Origin of the sequence: Microscilla marina ATCC 23134 (assembly GCF_000169175.1) — a bacterium.
GTDB classification, from domain to species: Bacteria; Bacteroidota; Bacteroidia; order Cytophagales; family Microscillaceae; genus Microscilla; species Microscilla marina.
In genome coordinates, this window is record NZ_AAWS01000019.1 from 82,591 (window position 1) to 101,009 (window position 18,419).

Below are 18,419 nucleotides of genomic sequence, written 5' to 3' on the forward strand. Positions count from 1 at the left end.
CTATTTTTGGTGCAGCAATATGTAATTAAAATTCAGGTAATTTTTTTTTGTGATAAATGCACAAAAAAAGAAGAGGTTTAATATAAAATTCATCAGGCGCAAAACAGTTCTTTTGTGATTAGGATACTTAAGTATAGTTTTAGGTTGTTAATTCTGCAAGCAATGTGTTTTCAACCAAAATAACGAATATAAGAGCAACTTGTTCTTAAAAACACTCCTAAATACTTAGAGATGTGCTTTTTTATGGCAGAGTGTATTACGAGGAGTGTTGGTTGTGATATATGACTACTTAAATCGTTTTTTGACGATGAAAATAGAGGTAAGGTGTGTGTCCGGTTGTGTATGAAAGCAAATAATTAGAAAGGTTAGTTCATCAACTTTATATTGATAAGCCCTATTATTGGGGTAGGGTGCCAGGCTTACTTTTAAACCGTCTCTCAACCTGATTGTATAAAAAGTAAATGAAGCAAATTTTTATAGCGTATTAAAGCTACCCCCCTAAACAGTAGAACCCCAACAGTACTCTACCCTACTATTTTTCACCCTGATTTGTGTCTCCACAACCGAGTTTACGAGTCCTTAGATGCCGATAAATATCGGTGCTCAGCAAAGCTAAATCAAACCATCCACAAGCCTAAAAAACGACTTATTTTAGAGTTTCGATCGGTTGGTGAAAACACCATAGCCGTCAGGTTAAGAGAAGTATAATAAAAAATGTAGAAAATTCACTCAAAAATACCGTCACCGCCTCAGCCAGTGTCCCCACGCGCTGATCGAATCGCCAAAACTTGGTCACTGAAAGATGTTTTACGGAGTGAAAAAAATAGTAGCCTGACGGCTATGGTGAAAACACACAACCGAGGCGAGGACGGTACTTTTTTAAAAACCGAAGCTACATTTTACTGTGTTGAGCTCAACGAAGTTAAAAGCTGGGTAGAGTACCCCAACAGTTGTAATGCATACACCCCAAGGAAGTTGTGTAACATTAGATCATAATAAATTTACTCGTATTATAGTTTCCTATTGTAACATTAATTCTATAAAATCCCCGGCGGGCATTATTCCAATTAAAAACACGTTGCCCAGCCCTTAAATAACCACTGAACAACTGGTGTACTTGCTGTCCACCTATTCTTTCTATCTTAATAAACCCTTTGCCTGATAACTTAAAATTACATTTAAAGCTTACTCTATTTCCTGCTTTGTTGGCAAAAATGAACACTTTTGCCTGGTTGCGTCCGCTGTACTCAAACGCCCCTGCATCAGGTTTTCCCCCTGTACCTCGACTTACCCCATTAAAGTCAGTACTAAACCCAAAGCTACGAGTATTGCCACGCCCAGCATTAATACCCTGAGCACCCTTTGTCAAACGGTAATTGTTGGCGTCAATGACCAGGTTGTTAGCACTGGCAAATCTTGCTTGTTGAGCACTTGCTATCAATACATTTTTTTGTATGCTGGCTTTGGCATTGTCTCGCATAGCCTTACTGTTGAAATCTATGTAATTTTCGTTCATTCCTTTCCAGGTACGGGTTTTATGGTGGGCAGCACGTGGGGCAACAACTAAGTTATTGAAAAATATTCGTTTCCAGTTGAGCTTTTCGTCTTTTTGGTTAGTAGATGCCGAATTATAAAATATACTTGACAAACGTGCCCCTACCAAGGTATTGTTCAGGAAGTAGTAGCCTTCCTTAAAATTGAGCATTCGACGAGACAAACGATTATGAATGAAAATAGCGTGGCGTTCAGAGTTTACAATCACATTGTTGTAAAAGAAAGTATCTCCGTTAGAAATAATTTGAATTCCTGAACCTTTGAGTTGGTAAGGGTTACGTGCCTGGCTTTTAAAAGAGTTGAGCTGATAAATAAAGTTCGAGTAAAACCTTCCCTTAGTACCACCACCTATCGACCAGCCAAAGTTTTGATGGGCTCTCTTTTGTGTACCATACCCTATCACTGTGTTACGATAGACCCTTACATCTTGTACTGCAAGATTTAACTGAAAACCATCCCAACCTGTGCGTACAATGATATTATCATAAATGCGTACTGATTTAAACAAATGCCCAAATATTTGACGTCCTCCACAACGACGGTTAGATTTTTCATACCCTCCGGTATACCCTATATACATCCCTTCACCGTGGGTGTCATGAATATAACAATCGTGTATCTTTAGGTTATAAAAGGTAAAGTTCTTACGCCAGGTTTTAGGTTTGTTACATTGAGGGTCTGTTTTTGCCATAATGCCGGCAAATCCGGTATTTTGCACCTCTACATTTTCTACCTCTACATCCGACGATAAGCCCTTGATATCTAGTCCTGTGCCTTTAGCCCGGTTGATTTTTATCCCATATTTTACCGAAAAGTGTCCAGCTCCCGAAATCTTAAGGTAACGACTGCTTAATACTGTAATACCGTTGTTGGTAGTTACTTTTCCCCCACAGTTTTTGATAGTAATAGGTTTACCTTTACTTCCCCTGAAGTTTACAAACCTCAACTCTTGATAGTTACCCGATGGAATACATAAGGTGCCCCCTGTGTGTAGTCGGTTATAAGGCGCCTTGCGTCCATCAAGAATATTTATTCCTCTTGGATTGTTGGTTTTAAAAGTAAGGGTACAGCCACAGTTTTGACCTCGCGAAGTGCTGTAGTTGATCATAGATAAAGTTATGATCAGTAATAGATACTTTGAAGCTTTGCAGTAATACATGAAACCTAGGGTTGTGAGTAAAATATAGTGGAAGCTGACTGTGAGTAGATATAAATGTGAATTTACGATTCATTTATGGATTTACGAACTTTTAGGAGGCTAAACGATGCTTAATCATTGGAGATGATGCATGATATTAAGACGAGGTAAGGGTTTTGGAATAGTCTGTTTATGGGTACTTTAGTAGAATGACTCAGGTAGGGGAGGGGCAACAAAAAAACCCGTTTGATAAAAACGGGTTTCTTGATAAAATTTTATACCGATTAATAGTTGAGTTTTTTCTCTTTGTGTTTTTTCAACTGTCTTCTAAGGCTTTCAACTGCCTGATCGGTAGCTGCTTCGAATGAAGTAGCGTGTTCTTTGGTAAATAGAATAGTTCCGGGAATATTCAGTTTTATCTCTATTACTTTATTATCATAACGGTGTTCATTTTTTTCCAGTCGAAGAAATACTTCACCGTCTATAATTCGGTCGTAAAAAGTTTCCAGTTTGTTGGCTTTTTGCTCTATAAATTCTGTGAGCTTGGGGTCCGCATTGAAATGTACGGAATGAAATTGTAGTTTCATAAGCTATTTGTTTAATTGTTAAACCTATGCTTTAGGGTGTGCTTGATTAAATATTTCTTTAATTTGATCAAGCGAATTATGGGAGTATGCCTGAGTAGTACTTAATGTAGTATGTCCAAGCATATCCTTTACTTCATGTAAATCAGCCCCTTTGTTTAGCAGATGCGTAGCAAAAGAGTGCCTCAGTACATGTGGACTCTTTTTTTCCTGATCAGTAATCAGCTGAAGATACTTTTTTACAGTACGATAAATTAACATAGGGTAAGCAGGCTTGCCCTCATCTGTAACCAATACGTGGTTATGTACTAGTTTGCCATAAGTTTGTTGCTTACTTTTTTCATATTGCTGTAAAAGGTCAAGCAACGGTTTGGCTACAGAAATGTTTCTCTCTTTCTCTTTTTTTAGATTATTTTTTTCTGGTATTCTAATCCTTAATTTTTGAAAGTCAACATGTTGAATTTGCAGGTTAATCAGCTCAGAAAGACGCATACCTGTGCCATAGAGTATTTCTATAGTAAACTTGTCTCGCAAACCTTCAATACCTGCGGGGTATTGTACTGTATTGAGTAACTGCAGCATTTTTTCCTCTTCCACAAAAATAGGTGCTTTTTTGGGCACTTTCATTGGTTTGAGGCGTTGTGCAGGATTTTTCTTAATAAATCCTTGATTTTGTAAGTATTTGTAAAATGATTTGAGGGTGGCAATTTTTCTATTGATAGAGGTGACGTTGGCTTTCTCTTCAGTAAGTTGCAGCACCCATGATCTAATCATGTTATGATCGGCGTGTTCAGGCTCTTCTAGCCGGTGTATTTCCTGAAGATAGGTAGAAAATTGCTGGAGATCGTGATTGTAAGAAGTAATAGTGTTTTGGCTATATCTTTTAGCTAATATATGCTTCAAAAAGGATTTTATCATACAAATCTATTGTTATCCCTGCGAAATCTTTCGATGACCCTATTACTAAGTATAGGTCATAAACCCCTTTCGGAAATTAGTTAAGAAAAACCTACATTATCCCAAAAATATCACATTAGGAACAATGTAGGTGACTTAACATAAACATAACAATAAAATTTTAGACTAGCAAGGAAATTACTAAGAATTATTTTCCTTATCAGCCATGTGTTGACGGTAACGAGCACGCAAAACTTCGTTGCGACGAGCCACAGAACCTTTTTCAAAATAGCTGCGTTTTCTGATTTCTTTAAGAACGCCTGTGCGCTCAAATTTCTTTTTAAAGCGTTTTAACGCCTTGTCGATAGATTCGTTTTCTTTAACGTTGATAATAATCATACTAAAATTATATAAAATGGTTGTTTTGGGTGAATCTCCAAAATAGAGGCGCAAAGATATAAAAAAACTATTTATTCCTCAATAGTCTTTCAGTATTATGTGGGCTAAATTACAAGAGATTCGTTTTTTTTATAAAAAAACGTCATTTATAAACTGTTTTGGAGATATTGAGCCTTGGAAAATTAATCATTACTTAAATAAGCAGCGTCATGAAAACACCTCCAACGATAATTTTAACGTCAGTAGAGCCTGGTTTGGCGTATGCCTGGGAGCAAATATGTGGTGATTTGAAAAACGTAGAAATAGTGCAAGGTTCTATTCTTAATGTCAACTGTGAGGCTGTAGTGAGCCCTGCCAATAGTTTTGGGTTTATGGATGGAGGGATAGATGCATTGTATACCCGATATTTTGGAGAACAGTTACAGGAGCGTTTGCAGCAATTGATTCGAGAGAAACACCATGGAGAGCTGTTGGTAGGCAGCGCAGCTATTGCGCCCACTCAAAATCAACAAATTCCTTATTTGATTGCTGCCCCTACCATGCGGGTGCCTATGGTACTCAACAATTCAGTAAACCCTTACCTTGCAGCCAGAGCTGTATTGTTGTTAATATTGAATGGTAGTTTTCCTGATGGACAACCGATTGCTGATGTAGTCAAAAGGATGGCGTTTCCCGGATTGGGTACAGGAGTAGGGCAAGTGAGTTTTAGTACTTGTTCTGCTCAAGTAAGACAAGCCATTGAAGAAGTATGCTTTGATAGGGGGCAGTTTCCTGAAAGTTGGGTAGAGGCAAGTCAGCGACATCAGGCTTTGTATGGTCAAAGCTTCAGAGATTTACAGCGAGATTAATAAAAAAATATTGCCGTATTACAGCATACGGCAATGTTAGGACTGACTCAAGGGTTGAAGTGGGAATAAAATTTATTGAAATAGTAGAATAGTTCAAGGCGCTAAAAATGAGCATCATTCGCTTTTTGAATTTTGTGAGCTACCTGAGTTTTTCGCAACGAATCAGAGCAACACCATTCCATAAATATATCCCTAAATTTGGCTTTGACTCAATTAATGGCGGCTAAAGTTGTACCAGGCATAGCGGCGTTTTTTTAGATCAATGTCTTTTTCACGTATTCGCCCATCTCTAAAAAAATATAATTCAACCCGTCGGGTATTTTGCATGTAATTGTTGTAATACACCCTGGCGCCTCTTGAGGTAGTGCGCGAATAGTGCAGGTTTTCGCTTACCTTTTGTCCATTGTTAAAAAACCAAGTGGCTTGCACCAATTTGTTTGACCTGGGCTGTACATTTACATAGCGTACATCATTTTGTTGAGTATAAAAATTACCACTGTATGGATTACTTTTTTTGCGTGGCTTTACTGTGTTGTAGCCCTTTTCTATAGCAGTTAAACGTTGGTTGCGTGGAGGGTGAGAGTGTGAGCCATAAGGGTTGGCAAGTTTTGCCATAGCTGCTTTTGCCTGGGCGATACTTGCTCCCATCTTGGCTAGTACATAGCCCGAAAAATAATCCGCTTCCAGCTCTTTAGAATGGGTACTGCCTTCCCGGTCAAGTACATGGTCGAAATAGTGGTGCCCTACTTCATGTGCCAGCACACTTACAGAAGCCCACTTTGTGCCTGTTTGATAATCCAGCGCCTCTACAAACAGGTTATCATAAGTAATAAACCGTTTGCCGTTTTGTATGTGTGCATACGCATTATTAATTCCATTGCGTTCTTGCAATACAAAATTTTGCTGCCAATCGGGTACTTGTTTTACAATACGTTTGATGTAGTTGGCTGCCTCATCTATCGAAATAAAACTGTTAATCGAGGATGGTTTGTCTTTAACTTTGTTGATAGATTTTTGAGAAGGAATGAGTATACCACAATGGTTGTATTGTGCCTGGCTTAACCAAGGCATAAGGATGAGTAGTGACAAAAGAATCTGTTTTTTCATAAGTATCAATGGTTATGTATAGTGGTGAATAAACGACAAAAGGAGTGTAGTAGTTTATAGCAACGCCATTCTACCAACACTCCTTCTAATATTTTTACCTGAGAGGTACTTAGTCTAACAAACCAAATACTCTCTGGAGCAAGTCATTGACCCTTGCCGTTACATTTTTGCGTATTTTTACTTCTTCTCCTTCTACTTTAAAAAATAAACCGTCCAAGGCTTTTCCTGTAACATAAGTGCCCAAGTCGGCAGGGATAGGCTTAGCCCCTAGTACTTGTACCAGAGGGTTACTGGCGTATTGGTTATAAGGAGTGGCAATTTGTGCCCATAGTTGGGTCAGTCCTACTTTGCTAAGTGAATTGTTGATTTTTGGTGCGTATAGACCTTGTAGTTGAGTAAAGGTGCCTGTTTTTAGAAAACTGGTGGCGGCATTGTCGGTGCCAAATAAGATGTTACGAGCATCAGTAAAGGTCATACCAGTAATGGCGTCTTTGAATATAGGGGCGGCTTCGTTGGCGGCATCCTCAGCTGCTCTATTCATTTTAAGCACTACTTCGGTAAGCAAAGTTTCAGAGCCAGGAACCGCCGTTTTTATAAAACTAGTAGCATTTTGAACCTCATCTGGTAATAAGATTTTGATTGCTTGGTTGGCAAAATACCCATCAGTTTTAATTAGCTCTTGTACCCCGTTTCCAATGCCCACATCTAAGGCAGATTTTAATCCAAGGGCAATATCATCATCTGAAACTCCTGGTTCGGCAGCTTTTTGTAGCATATCACAGGAGCTAAATAAGGGGGCAAGTCCAAGAAGAAAAATAAATGTGAAAATCTTTTTCATGAGTTGTACTATCTTTATAAAGGAAAATGAGGAATCTTCAAAGTTTATAATATTGTTGTTAACGAATGCGTCAAAGAGAGGTTGGTTGTTTTTAGAACAATGCCGTGAAAACATCGGATAAGCAATGGGTACTATATACAAAAAGCCAGAATTTACCTCAGTAAACCCTGGCTTTTTGTCTCTCTTAGGAATTGTTCAAAAATAAATTTACACTCTGAGAGGTGATTTTTCGCCTTGATACTTCGTTATTTTTTTTGCCCGTAGCACTGCTATGGGCAAAAAAAATAGCCTCGTCTCAAAACAAAACCTCTACCTCAAGAATAGCAATTTAATTTCTCGTCATTCCTTAGTGAAGAGCGTCTGGTGTTTAATTCTTTTTTTTGTCTAGTTCTCCAAATACCCGCTGTAGCAAACTTGTCACACGTGCTACCGGATTATCCCTAATCTTACCTTCTTCTTGCTTTACTTTATAAAATAAACCAGAAAGTGCTTTATTTGTAACGTAGCTACCTAAGTCGGCATTGATAGGCTTCACCCCTTTAATAAACCTACCTACAGTAGAGTTTGCAAACTTGTTGTACGGGTCAGCAAGTGCTTTCCAGGCTTGGGTAGCCCCTACTTTCCCCAGTGAACTGTTAATTTTAGGTGCATAAGCAGAAGTTAACCTGGCTTGGGTTTTACCTTTCAAGTAAGAAGTAGCAGCACTATCACTGCCAAACAAAATACCCTTGGCATCATTGATACTCATACCAGTAATTGCATCTTTAAAAATAGGGGTAGCCTCGTTAGCGGCATCTTCAGCAGCCCGGTTCATTTTAAGTACCAGGTTATCTAATAAGTTCTGTCCGTTGGGCACATGCTTCGTAATCAGGTTTTGAGCTTCTTTTACTTCTTTTGGTAAGAGTATTTTTAGTATGCTACTACCAAAGTATCCGTCTTTTTGCATTAGCTGTTTTACTCCATTACTAATACCTACGCTCAGCGCCTCCTTCAAACCTGAAGCAATTTGCCCCTCAGTCAGAGGTTTGGCTATAGCCCCACTTTTATTGATTGTATTGGCTACATTGGTCAATGTATCACACCCTTGTACAAAAGGAATTAATAGAATTAATCCCCAGAAGTATTGACGTAAAGTTTTCATTTTATCAGGAGTTAGATTTTAATATCTTGAACAAATAAATGTGGGGTAAGTTAAAATTATTCAATGAAGTATCCAACCTCCTTACATATTGAATTTACTATACATAGGTCATGAGATTATCAGAAAAAACGAAGCTTTATTGAAACAAACTCTATCTTTGTATTAAAATAATAGTGTTGTTATGAACTTAAAGGACAAAGTTAAAGAACTTGCGCAAAAGTATTCAAACGAAGTACTGAGTGATCGAAGGCATTTACATGCCCACCCTGAGTTATCCTTTCAGGAACACAACACTGCTAAATTTGTAGCGAACAAACTAAAGGCCATAGGGATTACACCCACTGAAAATATTGCTGGTACAGGATTGACTGCCTTGATTGAGGGCAAAAAGCCTGAAAGCAAAATAGTAGCTTTGCGTGCAGACATGGACGCCCTGCCTATTATGGAACTGAATGATGTACCTTATAGATCGACCAATAAGGGCATAATGCACGCTTGCGGACACGATGTGCATACATCGTCATTGTTGGGTACGGCAAGAATTTTAAATGATTTAAGGGAACATTTCGAAGGAACTTTCAAACTTATATTTCAACCAGGCGAAGAGGTGAGCCCAGGAGGAGCTTCTTTGATGATTAAAGAAAATGTGCTTAAGGCAAACTTACATAAGGTTGCTCCACGCAGTATATACGCCCAGCATGTAGCCCCCTTTATAGAGGTAGGCAAAGTAGGATTTAAGCCTGGACCTGTACTGGCAAGTTGCGACGATATATACATTACTGTAAAGGGAGCCGGAGGGCATGCAGGTACTCCTCATGAAGTAATAGATACAGTATTGATTGCTTCACAGATTGTAGTGAGTTTGCAGCAAGTGGTTAGTAGAAATATTCCGCCTCACATTCCAGCTGTGCTGTCTTTTGGCAAAATTGTAGGAGAGGGCTCTACAAATATTATCCCGGCAGAGGTGAAAATAGAAGGTACATTCAGAACGTTTGACGAAGAGTGGAGAAAAAAAGCCCATGAAAATATCGTTCGTTTGGCGAAAGCCACTGCACAAGGAATGGGAGGAGATTGTGAGATAGAGATAGAGGTGGGTTATCCTTATCTAAATAATGCCATTGATTTTACAGAACGATCTATGTTGTATGCCCAAGAGTTTTTGGGGCAAAATAATGTGTTGGTGTTACCCAATGTGATGATGGGAAGCGAAGACTTTGCTTTTTACTCTCATCATATAGATGCTTGTTTTTATACCCTGGGTGTGAAAAACGAGGCTAAAAATATTACGGCTGGTTTGCATACACCCCATTTTGACATAGATGAAGATGCGGTGGAGATTGGGGTAGGGTTGATGACATGGATGGGGTTGTGCGAGTTGAAACAATTATAAAATAAACACAGAACATTCAAATACAGAGAAACCGTCATGGAAGAGTTAAAACCTATAGTAAAAGAACTGGCTAAAAAATATGCAGAAGATATTCTGACTGACCGTAGGCATATTCATGCCAATCCAGAACTTTCTTTTGAAGAATACAAAACCGCAGAATATGTGGCCAATCGCCTGAAATCGTTTGGGCTTACCCCACAAGAGAAAGTGGCGAATACTGGGCTTACTGTATTGATAGAAGGCAAAAACCCTGAAAGTAAAACGGTAGCTTTGCGGGCCGATATGGACGCTTTGCCTATTACAGAAGCAAATGATGTTCCTTACAAGTCTACCAATGAGGGGGTAATGCATGCCTGTGGGCATGACGTACACACCTCGTCTTTGTTGGGCACTGCACGTATTTTGAGCGAGATGACAGATAGTTTTGAGGGAACATTGAAACTGATTTTTCAGCCGGGAGAAGAAAAAATCCCTGGTGGAGCATCTTTAATGATCAAAGACGGAGTACTCAAGGCTTTGAAGCATACACCAGCACCTAAAAGCATCATAGGCCAACACGTGATGCCATTTTTGCCAGTGGGTACCATTGGTTTCAGAGAGGGGTTATATATGGCAAGTGCCGATGAAATTTACATTACTGTAAAAGGGAAAGGTGGGCATGGAGCAATGCCTGAGAAAATTATAGATCCAGTGTTGATCAGTTCGCATATAATGGTGGCTTTACAGCAAATTATTAGTCGCAACTGTGATCCTAAAACGCCTTCTGTACTTTCGTTTGGAAAGGTAGAAGCCAAGGGAGCTACCAATATAATACCTGATGTGGTAAAGATAGCAGGAACTTTTAGAACTTATGATGAAGCTTGGCGGACAGAAGCACATAAACGCATGAAAAAAATGGGTGAAGGCATTGCTGAGGCAATGGGGGCTACTTGTGATTTTGACATTCATGTAGGTTACCCACACCTCAAAAACCACCCTGCGCTTACCCAACGTATGCGTCAGGCAGCCGAAACATATATGGGCAAAGAGAATGTAGTGAACCTTGATTTATGGATGGCAGCTGAAGATTTTGCTTATTACTCACAAGAAGTAGACGCTTGTTTTTATCGTTTGGGTACGCGTAATGAATCTAAGGGGATAGTCTCGTCAGTACATACACCTACCTTTGATATTGACGAAGATGCGCTGGAAATAGGAGCAGGGCTAATGAGTTGGTTGGCGCTCAATGAATTGAAAGGTTAATTAAAAAAGAATTGTATCCCCTGACAAATATGAAGAGTTTGTCAGGGGAATGAGTTCAAAGGCTTGTAATACTTTTATGTAAAGTGTTAGGCAAGGAACAAATAACGACTTTAAAGCAAGCGCTTACAAAAAGTAACATTTATCTTCACACAATAATTTACCGAGTCATTACTTTTTTGCATAATTTTGCAGCTTCAAAATGCTACTCAAAAAAAGCAGCATAGATTATCTGGTATTGCAAAACAGGGGAATGTCCTGCAATGCAAGTTAAACATTACTGTAGTAAGAACAAGTATGGGTCGAATTAACCAAGAGAAGTCAGGTGTTTTAATAGTGCAATTGCTAGGGCTTATTTTTACTTTCTTGCTGGCTTTGCAACTATTAATATTGGCGTTTGATTTGTTGGGGCAGCGTTATGTAGAGCAAATCATTGTGGCTACTTCCAACCCTTTTATCAACTTGTTTATTGGGTTATTGGCAACAGCTATTATCCAAAGTAGTTCTACCATTACCTCATTAACTGTAGTAGCAGTAGCGGCAAATACTTTGAGCCTGGAAAGTGCCGTGTTTATTGTCATGGGGGCAAACATTGGAACAACAGTAACCAGTACCCTGGCATCGGTAAGCCATGTAAGTCAGCGAAAAGAGTTTCGAAAAGCAATCGCTGCGGCAACATTACACGATTTTTTCAATATTTTTACTACCCTCATACTTTTTCCTCTTGAGTATTATTTTGGGGTGTTGTCATCGCTTGCCCGTACTTTATCAGCGGCTATTCAAGGAGGAGTTCCTGGCGACCATCATCACATTCCAAATCCGTTGGGGCGTCTGTTTACCCCCATCACCCAAAGTATCAATAGTTTTCTTGGCAACAATAGTTTTATTACGCTTATCACAGGCTCAGTATTATTGTTTGTAGCAATACGCACGATTTCTTATTTGCTGAAACCTAAATGGGAAAAGCAAACTTCTAATGTATTGGAGCAAAGTCTGTTTGGGCATCCATTCAAAGCATTATTGTCAGGTACTGTCATCACCGGTATTATGCAGTCTAGCTCAGTGGTGTCTACTTTGATTGTGCCTATGGTAGCTACTAATAAGCTATCGTTAAGAAGGGTATTTCCTTTTATTATGGGAGCTAATTTGGGGACAACCTTTACAGCATTGGTGGCGGCTTTTTCTAAATCTGAAACAGCCCTAAGTATTGCTTTTACCCATATTTTGTTCAACATTATTGGGGTCTTGTTGTTTTTTCCAGCTACTCCATTGCGCAATATACCCTTGTGGTTTGCCCGACGTTTGGGTAATGCTACTTTGCGTAATCGTTTGTATGGTTTTGCTTACATTATTCTTACCTTCTTTATCATACCCTTTTTTCTGATTTTCTTCTCACAAAAACCTGTTATCAAGCAAAAAAAACCACCAAAAACACCTGCTATAATAAAGGCAAAAGAGGTACAAAAAAAAGAAGGGAAGTCAACGGAGAATATAAAATAACTTGTAAGGAGAAAGTGAGAGGGGTATAAAATAGAGTAGGGATGTACAATGTACATCCCCACAATGAATCAATCAAAAATTAAACAATCTCTAAACTTAAAAAAACAAATCAAATCCACACTATTTGTGTCTTTTCGCTAAGTGATTCGCCGCGTTGGCGTCTTCCTGTAGCTTTAATAACTTTTGTTTACTTATTTGAGCAACTCCGCAGGCTTGAGATTTTTCGCCTTTTTGGTTGGAAGGAGTTACCCTGAAATACACCTGTTTATTTATATTTTTTAGCAATTCTTTGGTGGTACTTAACTCAAAAGTGAGTGGTACATTTTGCAAAGATGCTTTATATCCTTTCTGAATACGCTGGGTTTTTATATTTTCCCATTTTTTTCCATCTATACTCTGGCTTAGTATTACCTGAGTAGTGGTTTTATCAAGGCTTACCAACAAATGGAGTACAAAGTGGGTTTGCCCCTGATAGTCTTGTACTGTATCAAATTCCTGATAACTTCGGTTATAAGCCGACTGATACTTTCTTGCTTTATTTTGTGCTTGTATTGAGTAAAAATTGCCTGCCAGTAACAATGTTATACAGGTAATCCAATACGACTTGGTATTATTTTTTTCTATCATTTTTAGGCCATCATTTTTGTGAGCTCGTATAATTTCCGTTTGATCAATGCTTGGTTGAATATTTTCCTTTTGAATGTACATTTTTCCTTCAAGGAACATTACAAAGTTATGGGTTTAAATAGAAAGCAGGAAATTTTGTTTTATTGTTGTCTCGAAAGGCAAGTAAGAATTTGCACTAAAAAAATGCTTTTCAAAATTTGATGTGTTTATTTACCTTGAATCTGAAGCTTGAAAAAACAAAATAAATTACTGGCCGGGTAAAAAAAATACAAAAGCTTTTTGAAACCTCTTCTTTTTATTAAGTGTTTGATATATAGTGGTTTACTTGTTTTTTAACCCTTGCTTGGGTACATACTGTAGCCCTACAGTCCGTCGTTTGTTTGGGTAAGAAAAAAATAAAGCCGTTTTTAATTACACAAATGCTATTTTTTACAAAAAAATGATAAAAAACTCTGGTGAAAACCACACAAATAGGTCATTTCGTCTGATAAAACTTATTAAGCGTTGCTGGAGGTATCGCCTGATAAGGCTGCCATTACTTGGGACAATTGGAGCAATTGTGTTGTTTTTTATTCTACATTGGATATTCCCTTTGCGTGTAAAGATAGAGTACTCTCAATTGATGCTGGCAAAAAACGATCAGGTATTGCATGCGTTTTTAACCTCTGACGATAAGTGGCGGATGAAAACTGAGCTTGATGAAATTATTCCTAAACTCAAAAAAGCCATCGTATACAAAGAAGATAAATATTTTTATAACCATTGGGGGGTAAACCCCATCGCTATAAGCAGGGCGTTGTTTAATAACATATTACAAGGACACAAAACATCGGGAGCGTCTACCATTACAATGCAGGTAGCCCGGTTGCTCTCGCCCAAAAAGCGTACGTATGCCAACAAAGTGATTGAGATGTTCCGGGCGCTTCAGTTGGAGTGGAAATATTCAAAAGATGAAATATTGCAAATATACCTCAATCTGGTGCCTTATGGGGGCAATATAGAAGGAGTAAAAGCGGCCTCTTTGTTGTATTTTGGACGAATGCCCCACCAATTGAGCCTTGCCCAAATCACTGCCTTGGCGATTATACCTAACCGCCCTACCTCTTGGGTAATAGGGCGCACCAACGAAGCTATAGTCAAAGCCCGCAACAAATGGCTTAAGCGTTTTGGCAAGGCCAATATCTATGAGCCAAGGTTTATCAAAGCAGCACTGGAAGAGCAACTTCAGGCTACAAGAAGCGAAGCCCCACACGAAGCCCAACACTTGGCGTATCGCTTACGTAGTCGTTATTCTACTGAATCGATCATTCGAACTACTATTGACAAATCTAAACAAGATAAAATACAACAACTGGTAGCAAACTATGTACGTCGCCTTAAGGTAAAGGGTATTTACAATGCCTCGGTGTTGGTAATAAACAACCACACCAAGCAAGTAGAAGCTTATTTAGGTTCCCCGTTTTTTTATGATAAAAAACATGCGGGGCAGGTAGACGGAGTAAAAGCTGTACGTTCGCCAGGGAGTACCCTTAAGCCCTTGGTGTATGCCTTGGGTTTTGATCAGGGCAAGCTCACCCCTAAGTCTACAGTGGCCGATGTACCCATCAACTTGAATGGATACAGCCCCGAAAATTTTTACAAAAAATTTAATGGGATAGTCAATATAGAAACTTCTTTGGCAAACTCGCTCAATATTCCGGCTGTAAAAGCCCTTAAAATGATAGGGGTACATTATTTTATCAATAAGCTACGTGAGGCGAGGTTTGAACAAGTGGTAAAAGACGAGAAAAAGCTGGGGTACTCTATGATTTTAGGGGGATGTGGGGTTACGTTGGAAGAACTCACCAACTTGTTTTCGGTATATAGCAATGGTGGGCGTTATACCAACTTATGTTATCTCAAAAGTGATACAATTACCACCAACCGAAAGTTGATTAGCTCTGCAGCAGCCTATGTAATTACCGAAAACCTGACCAAAGCCAATCGTCCTGACCTGCCTTCATCGTTTGAAAACACTATTCGTATTCCGAAAGTAGCCTGGAAAACAGGCACCTCTTATGGGCGGCGCGACGCCTGGAGTATAGGTTATAATGCCGCATACACCGTAGGTGTATGGGTGGGTAACTTTTCGGGCAATGGAGTCAAAAGCCTGGTAGGAGCAGAGGTGGCTACCCCTTTATTGTTTCAAGTGTTCAACGCTATTGACTATAACTCTAAAAAGGAATGGTTTAAAGCCCCCAAAGACTTAAAGGTTCGTTGGGTATGTGCCGAAACAGGTTTACCACCTAACAGTTTTTGCGAAAGTCAAGTCATAGACTATTACCTGCCATTGGTGTCTCCTACGCAAAAGTGTGACCATTTGAAAAAGGTTTTTGTATCGATCGATGGTAAAGAGTCTTACTGTGTGACGTGCCGAACCGAAGGTAAATTTAAAACGGTGCTTTATCCAAATCTTGCCCCTGAAATGGTGGCTTTTTATAATATGGAAGGCATTGCTTACCGCAAAATACCCCCGCATAACCCAAGGTGTACCAGGGTGTTTGAACATCCTGCGCCAGTCATTAACTCTTTGTCGACAAATAAAGAGTATATTGTAGATCGTGATGATCCCCCTGAGCTAATGCTGACTTGTATAGCTCACAATGAGGTAAAAACTGTATATTGGTATATCAACGATCAGTTTTATAAGGCAGCAAGCCCCAACGATAAGGTGTTTTTTAAACCTACACGTGGTATGATCAAGGTATCATGCAGCGACGATCAGGGCAAAAGTTCCAGTATTGGTATCAGGGTTTTGTATGAGTAGCTTTAGTGGCTTTATTATTGAAAAGAGGGTAAATGTGACTGTATAACTATGATCAGCAATGGATGCACAAGAAAAGAAGAATCTGCAAAAGCTTTTGTTGAGCGATGACCCTGCCAATGTGTTACTGGCTGTTCATTTGCTCTACTCTTATACTCTAGACGAAGATTTGTGGGCGGTTTTATTGTATATCCGCTTGAGCAATGCTTATGATAAAACCCTGACTCAGGAATTGTGGCGGTTGATTGTGAATAAGATGCCAGCCAAGAAAGTAGAGAAAAACCTTCACTTTCAAATTCGTTTCCAACATGCCAGCGCCAATCACGAGCTAACTATGCTCACTACTTTTCATCAAACAATCCCTCTTAACCTACAACTATGCATTGAACTGCTGCTGGGCAATGCTGTCCCTGAACCCTCTCCCGTAAAACTGATAGAATACGCTAACTTTTGTTTAGAGCACAACTTAGCCCCTCAAAATATCCCCTCTTTTCAGAACTGTGTTTACCTAAGGTTATACAATCAATACCATCATAGTGTATATGCTCATTCGTTGGATGGGTTGACGGTATTTACCAATCTTAAAGAACTGACCATTAATAAAAGTGTAAAGCTCTACTTACCCGATCAGCTTGATCAACTAAAGTACTTGGAAACGCTCTACTTGAATAACTGCTCGATAGATGAGTTTCCAAAAGTGATTTCACGCATTACTTCCTTAAAAAAACTACAGGTATACCATTGTGCTTTGCCAAATATTGATGAGAATATCAGTAACCTGGTAAATTTAGAAGAGTTAAGGATTGCTTCGGCCAGGCTGACTCAACTGCCCGTTAGCTTGGGTAAGTTGCCAGCCATAAAGTATTTGGAGGTATCTGGGGCATTATTGACCACCTTGCCCAATATACTGGGGCAATGCTTTAGCTTAGATCAGTTAAATGTAGCAAACAATGAAATAAGGGCGTTGCCTGATAGCTTAGGGCAGCTTACCCAGCTAAAAACGTTGGATGTAAGTAATAACCTGCTCAATAGACTGCCCAATAGCATGACGGCTTGTAAGCTGCTTACAGTGCTTCATATTAAAAACAATCAGATAAAAACATTGCCTGCTGATATAGGTAAACTTGCTCATTTGACATCGTTCAATGTAGAGCATAATCAACTAGGCAGTTTGCCTGAGAGTATTGCAGAGATAAGCACGTTGGGCAACTTGTTTTTGAATAACAACTACCTCACAAGCTTGCCCAAACAATTGGGACAACTTAGTTGCTTGACCATGTTGTATGTCAACAATAACCAACTTACTCAACTGCCCGAAAGTATGGTGAGGTTGGTAAACCTCAGGTATTTGTTGTTAAAGAGGAATAAACTCCGTATGCTGCCAAAGAATATTGGACAGTGGCGAAACTTAGAAGTAATCAATCTTAATCACAACCAGTTTGATCATATACCCGAAACTTTGTTTGATTTGCCCAAGCTTCAGGGCGTAAATATTAGAAACAATCGAGTAGCCTTCATTCCTTCCAATGTAGGCAAGGCAACCAATTTGCGCAACCTGAACGTGAGTGAAAACTGTATAAGAGTATTGCCTGCTTCCATAGGGAAACTGGGTACACACCTGGCAAGTTTACACTTGGCTAAAAACCAATTGACTCAGGTACCTGAAGAAATTGGTAATTTGCTGCACTTAGTGACACTCGACCTAAGTCATAATCAACTTACTGAACTGCCAACAAGCATTACCCAACTAGAAAATCTACAGGAGCTTTATTTGAACAATAACCAGCTGAAGGCTTTACCTGCAGCACTTAGTCGGTTGAAAAACCTCCGGGTGTTGAAAGTAGACCATAATCAATTGAAGGAATTGTCTAAAGGTTTAGATCAATTACCTTTTTTAAAGATATTGACTGCTGCACATAATCAACTGGAGACATTGCCTGTAAACTTTACCCGTAGCAGCCAATTGCACCAGTTGGTGCTGTCACACAACCAGCTCAATGTATTGCCCAGTGATATGGGAGATTTGAATAATTTGGTTTTGTTAGATTTGCAGGGGAATGTACTGACTGACTTACCAGAAAGTCTGAAGCAGTGCCGAAAACTAAAAAAGTTATTGCTCAATGACAATCAGTTGAAAAGTATAAAGGTAGAGGGGTGGCAGGAGCTTCAGTACCTGGCATTGAAAAATAACCAAATTGCTGTTTTGCCCGAAAACCTGCACCAGTTGATAGGGCTTAGAACCTTGTATTTGAATAACAACCCCATTACAGCCATAGGAAAGAAAAGCCTACAGAAATTATTTAGAAAGCACACCAACGTATTGGTGTAAGAACATAAAAAAAGTGGCTAACTGT

14 protein-coding genes are annotated in these 18,419 nt (G+C 39.2%); 6 read left to right on the top strand and 8 right to left on the bottom strand.

What is annotated here, in order from left to right; translation table 11 throughout:
• Positions 1-985: 985 nt before the first annotated feature.
• The 4 genes from M23134_RS18490 to rpsU form a co-directional block, all read right to left on the bottom strand.
• A complete protein-coding gene (locus M23134_RS18490; RefSeq protein WP_002698636.1) occupies positions 986-2,662 on the bottom strand; it encodes a choice-of-anchor Q domain-containing protein in 1,677 nt (558 codons plus the stop codon).
• 314 nt (positions 2,663-2,976) lie between these two features.
• A complete protein-coding gene (gene hpf, locus M23134_RS18495) occupies positions 2,977-3,279 on the bottom strand; it encodes a ribosome hibernation-promoting factor, HPF/YfiA family (protein ID WP_002698638.1) in 303 nt (100 codons plus the stop codon).
• Positions 3,280-3,303: 24 nt separating this feature from the next.
• The gene (locus tag M23134_RS18500) at positions 3,304-4,194 is read right to left on the bottom strand and encodes a tyrosine-type recombinase/integrase (RefSeq protein WP_002698641.1); all 891 of its coding nucleotides are present in this window, start codon (positions 4,192-4,194) and stop codon (positions 3,304-3,306) included.
• A gap of 180 nt (positions 4,195-4,374) precedes the next feature.
• On the bottom strand, positions 4,375-4,572 hold the full coding sequence (gene rpsU, locus M23134_RS18505) for a 30S ribosomal protein S21 (RefSeq protein WP_002698643.1): 198 nt from the start codon (positions 4,570-4,572) through the stop codon (positions 4,375-4,377).
• A gap of 209 nt (positions 4,573-4,781) precedes the next feature.
• On the opposite strand from rpsU, the gene M23134_RS18510 reads away from it, so the two are divergent.
• On the top strand, positions 4,782-5,420 hold the full coding sequence (locus tag M23134_RS18510) for a macro domain-containing protein (protein ID WP_002698645.1): 639 nt from the start codon (positions 4,782-4,784) through the stop codon (positions 5,418-5,420).
• Between the two features lie 213 nt (positions 5,421-5,633).
• On the opposite strand, the gene M23134_RS18515 is transcribed toward M23134_RS18510, so the two are convergent.
• The 3 genes from M23134_RS18515 to M23134_RS18525 all read right to left on the bottom strand — a co-directional run bounded on the left by M23134_RS18515 (position 5,634) and on the right by M23134_RS18525 (position 8,506).
• Positions 5,634-6,527, bottom strand: coding sequence for a M48 family metalloprotease (locus M23134_RS18515; protein WP_157558540.1), 894 nt, complete (start codon positions 6,525-6,527; stop codon positions 5,634-5,636).
• Between the two features lie 109 nt (positions 6,528-6,636).
• Positions 6,637-7,365: a DUF4197 domain-containing protein gene (locus M23134_RS18520; RefSeq protein ID WP_045113844.1), complete on the bottom strand. Its 729-nt coding sequence runs from the start codon at positions 7,363-7,365 to the stop codon at positions 6,637-6,639.
• A 367-nt stretch (positions 7,366-7,732) separates the two neighbouring features.
• Entirely contained in the window at positions 7,733-8,506 is a 774-nt protein-coding gene (locus tag M23134_RS18525; protein ID WP_002698649.1) for a DUF4197 domain-containing protein, read from the bottom strand.
• 181 nt (positions 8,507-8,687) lie between these two features.
• Here M23134_RS18525 and M23134_RS18530 point away from each other — a divergent pair, with 181 nt between their 5' ends.
• The 3 genes from M23134_RS18530 to M23134_RS18540 all read left to right on the top strand — a co-directional run bounded on the left by M23134_RS18530 (position 8,688) and on the right by M23134_RS18540 (position 12,635).
• Positions 8,688-9,896 (top strand): M20 metallopeptidase family protein, encoded by a 1,209-nt coding sequence (locus tag M23134_RS18530; protein ID WP_002698650.1) that lies wholly within the window; start codon positions 8,688-8,690, stop codon positions 9,894-9,896.
• A 36-nt stretch (positions 9,897-9,932) separates the two neighbouring features.
• Complete coding sequence (locus M23134_RS18535) at positions 9,933-11,138, top strand: M20 metallopeptidase family protein (protein ID WP_002698651.1); 1,206 nt, start codon at positions 9,933-9,935, stop codon at positions 11,136-11,138.
• A gap of 294 nt (positions 11,139-11,432) precedes the next feature.
• Positions 11,433-12,635: a Na/Pi symporter gene (locus tag M23134_RS18540; RefSeq protein ID WP_045113845.1), complete on the top strand. Its 1,203-nt coding sequence runs from the start codon at positions 11,433-11,435 to the stop codon at positions 12,633-12,635.
• 120 nt (positions 12,636-12,755) lie between these two features.
• On the opposite strand, the gene M23134_RS18545 is transcribed toward M23134_RS18540, so the two are convergent.
• The gene (locus tag M23134_RS18545) at positions 12,756-13,262 is read right to left on the bottom strand and encodes a hypothetical protein (RefSeq protein ID WP_157558541.1); all 507 of its coding nucleotides are present in this window, start codon (positions 13,260-13,262) and stop codon (positions 12,756-12,758) included.
• A gap of 439 nt (positions 13,263-13,701) precedes the next feature.
• Here M23134_RS18545 and pbpC point away from each other — a divergent pair, with 439 nt between their 5' ends.
• Together pbpC and M23134_RS38455 are read left to right on the top strand one after the other, a co-directional pair.
• Positions 13,702-16,068, top strand: coding sequence for a penicillin-binding protein 1C (gene pbpC, locus M23134_RS18550; RefSeq protein WP_082226593.1), 2,367 nt, complete (start codon positions 13,702-13,704; stop codon positions 16,066-16,068).
• Between the two features lie 58 nt (positions 16,069-16,126).
• Positions 16,127-18,394 carry a leucine-rich repeat domain-containing protein gene (locus M23134_RS38455; protein ID WP_002698659.1) on the top strand — a complete coding sequence of 756 codons (2,268 nt, stop codon included), beginning with the start codon at positions 16,127-16,129 and terminating at the stop codon, positions 18,392-18,394.
• The last annotated feature ends 25 nt before the right edge of the window (positions 18,395-18,419 follow it).

Excerpts from the sequence above, each read along its gene's own strand:
- M23134_RS18545 (WP_157558541.1), bottom strand. The coding sequence starts at position 13,262 with ATGATAGAAAAAAATAATACCAAGTCGTATTGGATTACCTGTATAACA.
- M23134_RS18500 (WP_002698641.1), bottom strand. The coding sequence starts at position 4,194 with ATGATAAAATCCTTTTTGAAGCATATATTAGCTAAAAGATATAGCCAA.
- rpsU (WP_002698643.1), bottom strand. The coding sequence starts at position 4,572 with ATGATTATTATCAACGTTAAAGAAAACGAATCTATCGACAAGGCGTTA.
- M23134_RS18530 (WP_002698650.1), top strand. The coding sequence starts at position 8,688 with ATGAACTTAAAGGACAAAGTTAAAGAACTTGCGCAAAAGTATTCAAAC.
- hpf (WP_002698638.1), bottom strand. The coding sequence starts at position 3,279 with ATGAAACTACAATTTCATTCCGTACATTTCAATGCGGACCCCAAGCTC.
- M23134_RS18515 (WP_157558540.1), bottom strand. The coding sequence starts at position 6,527 with ATGAAAAAACAGATTCTTTTGTCACTACTCATCCTTATGCCTTGGTTA.
- M23134_RS38455 (WP_002698659.1), top strand. The coding sequence starts at position 16,127 with ATGGATGCACAAGAAAAGAAGAATCTGCAAAAGCTTTTGTTGAGCGAT.
- M23134_RS18535 (WP_002698651.1), top strand. The coding sequence starts at position 9,933 with ATGGAAGAGTTAAAACCTATAGTAAAAGAACTGGCTAAAAAATATGCA.
- M23134_RS18520 (WP_045113844.1), bottom strand. The coding sequence starts at position 7,365 with ATGAAAAAGATTTTCACATTTATTTTTCTTCTTGGACTTGCCCCCTTA.
- M23134_RS18540 (WP_045113845.1), top strand. The coding sequence starts at position 11,433 with ATGGGTCGAATTAACCAAGAGAAGTCAGGTGTTTTAATAGTGCAATTG.
- M23134_RS18510 (WP_002698645.1), top strand. The coding sequence starts at position 4,782 with ATGAAAACACCTCCAACGATAATTTTAACGTCAGTAGAGCCTGGTTTG.
- M23134_RS18525 (WP_002698649.1), bottom strand. The coding sequence starts at position 8,506 with ATGAAAACTTTACGTCAATACTTCTGGGGATTAATTCTATTAATTCCT.
- M23134_RS18490 (WP_002698636.1), bottom strand. The coding sequence starts at position 2,662 with ATGATCAACTACAGCACTTCGCGAGGTCAAAACTGTGGCTGTACCCTT.
- pbpC (WP_082226593.1), top strand. The coding sequence starts at position 13,702 with ATGATAAAAAACTCTGGTGAAAACCACACAAATAGGTCATTTCGTCTG.